We start from the raw sequence: 3,264 nt of genomic DNA, 5'->3' as shown, positions 1-3,264 counted from the left end.
CCTGGCAAAATTCAACCAATCAAAAAACAATCGGTATCAACAAACTTGGCACACTATTGAGTTCTCAAACAACAGACCCCCCAAAACATCACCCCACAGCACACCACAAAAGCAGCACACCACAACAGGGCCATTGGAAAAGAAGAGTTATTTTTGGCCGCCTACCGAACCGTACACACCTTCCGGCTTTCCGTTTCGCACCCGGCGACTCAGAAAACAATACACGCCCCACCACCCCAACGCAAATCCACCCCAAACCCCACCCCCACCACCCCACCAAACCCCACCACCCGCCGTCGAACCCTGCCCCCCCTAGCGGGTCATCAGCGCACGTAAGACGGCAATCACCGCAGCGGGATCCTCCTCCGCCATGAAGTGTCCGGAGTTCGTGGTCACATGTTCAAGGTTGGGCGCCCAGGCACTCCACAGTGCCTTGGCGTCGTAACCGAGCGCTGCGCCCCAATCCTGCTGCATCACAGTGACGGGCATGGCCAAAGCGCGGCCGGCGTCCCTATCGGCACGGTCATGCGCGACGTCAATCCCTGCCGAAGCTCGGTAGTCCGCCACGATCGACACCACCGCCTCGCGCGACGCCCGGAGGTACTCAGCCCGATACGTGTCAGGAATCGCTTCCGGATCAGCGGTCCACCCATCCAGGAAGGATGCAAAGAAGGAATCGGCCGTGGCTTCGATCATCGGTTCCGGGATCCCTGCCGGCTGGGCCATGAGATAAAGGTGCCACGCCACCTTGGCCTCCGCTCCCCGGAGGATGTCCCACATATCCAACGTTGGCAGCACATCCAAGGCGAGAAGATGGCTCACTGCATCGGGGTGATCCAAGCCGGCGCGGACGGCCACAAGGGCACCTCGGTCATGCCCGGACAAAGCGAAGCGTTCATGACCGAGGAAGCGGGCGGCAGTTACGACATCGGCCGCCATGGTCCGCTTTGAGTATGTCTCTTCGCCTCTCTCCGCAGGCTTGTCACTCGCACCGTAGCCTCGTAGGTCAGGGCAAATAACTGTGTGGTCGGTCGCCAGATCAGCGGCGACGTGCCGCCACATGAGGTGCGTCTGGGGGAACCCGTGTAAAAGTACGACGGCGGGTCCGCTCCCGGCGACCGCCACGTTCAGTTGGACGTCGGGTGCTACGGGGACGCGGTGGTAGGTGGCATCGGGCAACAAGGTCAAAGCCATGGAATCTCCAATCGTTGGTGGTCACTCCACTCTCCTGCTACCGAATCAGCGCCCAATCAGCCGTCGGTTGTCGGGGCCTCTGACTACGATTGGCCTGTGAGCCCCCCGCAGATCAATGTCCTCGGACCCATCCAGGTGACTGTGGACGGACTGGTGCGGGACCTCTCTAAGCGACGGCACCGGGAGGTCATCGCCATACTCGTCGCGCAGCGGGGTCGGGCGATCCCTACGGCATCCCTGGTAGAAGAGCTCTGGGATGGCAGGCCACCCGCCGGGGCTGTTGGCTCCGTCCGTACCTTCATCGGCGAACTCCGCCGCATCCTGGAACCACGCCGACAACCCCGGACCCCGGCTGCAGTGCTGGTGACCGTCGGCGACGGGTATGCACTGAGATTGGGTCCCCAGTCAGTGGACGCCTGGCGATTCGAAGCGGCAATGGCGGGAGCAAGAGGGGCAAGTTCCGGTGGGACAGGCGCACTCCTATCGGCGGCACTGGCCGAATGGCAGGGCGACGCTTTTGAAGAGTTTGCCGAGAGACCGTGGGCCCACGCCGAGGTGACCCGCCTCCGTGAGCTGCGGCAGACCGCCGTCGAGCGTTTAGCCCAAGCACACATAGCCGCCGGCCGGCCTGACGGTGCCGTGACCATGCTGGAGCCGCACGTGACAGCGAATCCTTGGCGCGAGGAGGGGTGGCGTCTCCTGGCACTGGCCCTCTACCGTGGGCATCGGCAGGGTGATGCGTTGGGGACACTTCGGCGGGCACACCAACGGTTTGTCAATGACCTCGGGCTGGATCCGAGTCCTGTCCTCGCGGACTTGGAGGCCGGCATCCTGCGCAGGGATCCTGGCTTGGAACCTGAGCGCGGGCGCCTGGCTTTGACAGCCACAGCCTATTCACGGAGCGGCGCACGGGCGCAGCTGGAAGCGTCAAACGCAGTGCTCGGTAGCCTGGCCGTCGCTGGCGATCTGCAGACCGCGCGCACCCAGCGCCTTGAAGCCATCCGCGCAGCGCAGGAGCTGAACGATCCCGAACTCGTGGCCCGAATCGTTGGCGGCTACGACGTCCCCGGGATCTGGACGCGTTCAGACGATCCTGATGCGGCTGCCGCCATCGTCGCCGCTGCCGAGCAGGCGCTCACCTCAACCTCGCCTCTCAGCCACCGCACGCGCGCCCGCCTTCTGGCGACAATCGCCATGGAGTCCCGGGGAACATCCAACCGTCAGGAAGAGGCGGACGAAGCAGCGTCGATAGCCCGCGGCCTGGGCGATGCACAGCTCCTTTGCTTCGCCCTGAGCGCCCGGTACATGCAGGCATTCGCCCAGGCGGGGTCGGCAGCCCAGAGGGATTCGATTGGCCGGCAGTTGATAGCAACAGCGCTCGACGCCGATTCGCCCACCTTTGAGATCAACGGACGCCTCATTCGTATGCAGGCGCTGTGCGCCCTGGACGACATCGATGCTGCCAGCGCCGAAGCGGAGGCCATCGACCAATTGGCAGGGCGACACGAAAGACCGCTGGCTACGGTATTCACTCAGTGGTTTCGTTGGACCTTTCTGGGCAGCACGGGGACGCCACGTGCGCCCGGGGAGATGCCAGGGTTCGGCGAGGGACTTCTGGCGTTGGCAGGATTCACCAGGAAGCTACGCGACGCTGCGCAACTCCCTGACGGTGATTTCGGCCCCCACGAGCGTTGGGTGCGCCCGCTCCTGTTGGCCCAGGAAGGCCAACGAAGCCTGGCCATCGAGGCTCTTCGGCAGCTTCCGGATCCGCCCAACGATCTCCTGCTCGAGGCTACTTGGTGCATTGTGGCTCAAGCGGCTTGCGAGCTGGAGGAGCCATCCGTGATGAATCAGGCGTTGGCGGCACTGGCCCCTGCCAGCGGAGAACGGGCCGCTGGCAGCGGAGTTGTGGATGTGGGCAACGTTGACCGTTTCATTGCGATGCTCAAGGCCGCAGGGGCCTCCTTGGACTAAGGCCGGTCTGCCTGCCTGGTGTGTGGGTGTTAAAGGTGAAGAGCCCCGACCTGTGGTCGGGGCTCTTCGAATGGTTGTCCGGCGGTGTCCTACTCT

Annotated in this window: 2 protein-coding genes; one reads left to right on the top strand and one right to left on the bottom strand. The window is 63.8% G+C overall.

What is annotated here, in order from left to right:
• Positions 1-312 precede the first annotated feature (312 nt).
• Positions 313-1,194, bottom strand: a complete 882-nt coding sequence (locus tag FQP90_RS22845) for an alpha/beta fold hydrolase (protein ID WP_144653398.1) — start codon at positions 1,192-1,194, stop codon at positions 313-315.
• Between the two features lie 96 nt (positions 1,195-1,290).
• Between FQP90_RS22845 and FQP90_RS22840 the strand changes: the two genes are divergently transcribed.
• Positions 1,291-3,168, top strand: a complete 1,878-nt coding sequence (locus FQP90_RS22840; RefSeq protein ID WP_144653396.1) for an AfsR/SARP family transcriptional regulator — start codon at positions 1,291-1,293, stop codon at positions 3,166-3,168.
• The last annotated feature ends 96 nt before the right edge of the window (positions 3,169-3,264 follow it).

It is taken from the genome of Paenarthrobacter nitroguajacolicus (assembly GCF_007786235.1).
GTDB classification, from domain to species: Bacteria; Actinomycetota; Actinomycetes; order Actinomycetales; family Micrococcaceae; genus Arthrobacter; species Arthrobacter nitroguajacolicus_A.
The sequence above is the reverse complement of the archived record's forward strand: the minus strand, read 5'-3'. Positions and strand labels throughout refer to the sequence as shown.

What these genes read in the sequence shown, in the direction of transcription:
- FQP90_RS22845 (WP_144653398.1), bottom strand. Translation starts at nt 1,194, where the DNA reads ATGGCTTTGACCTTGTTGCCCGATGCCACCTACCACCGCGTCCCCGTA.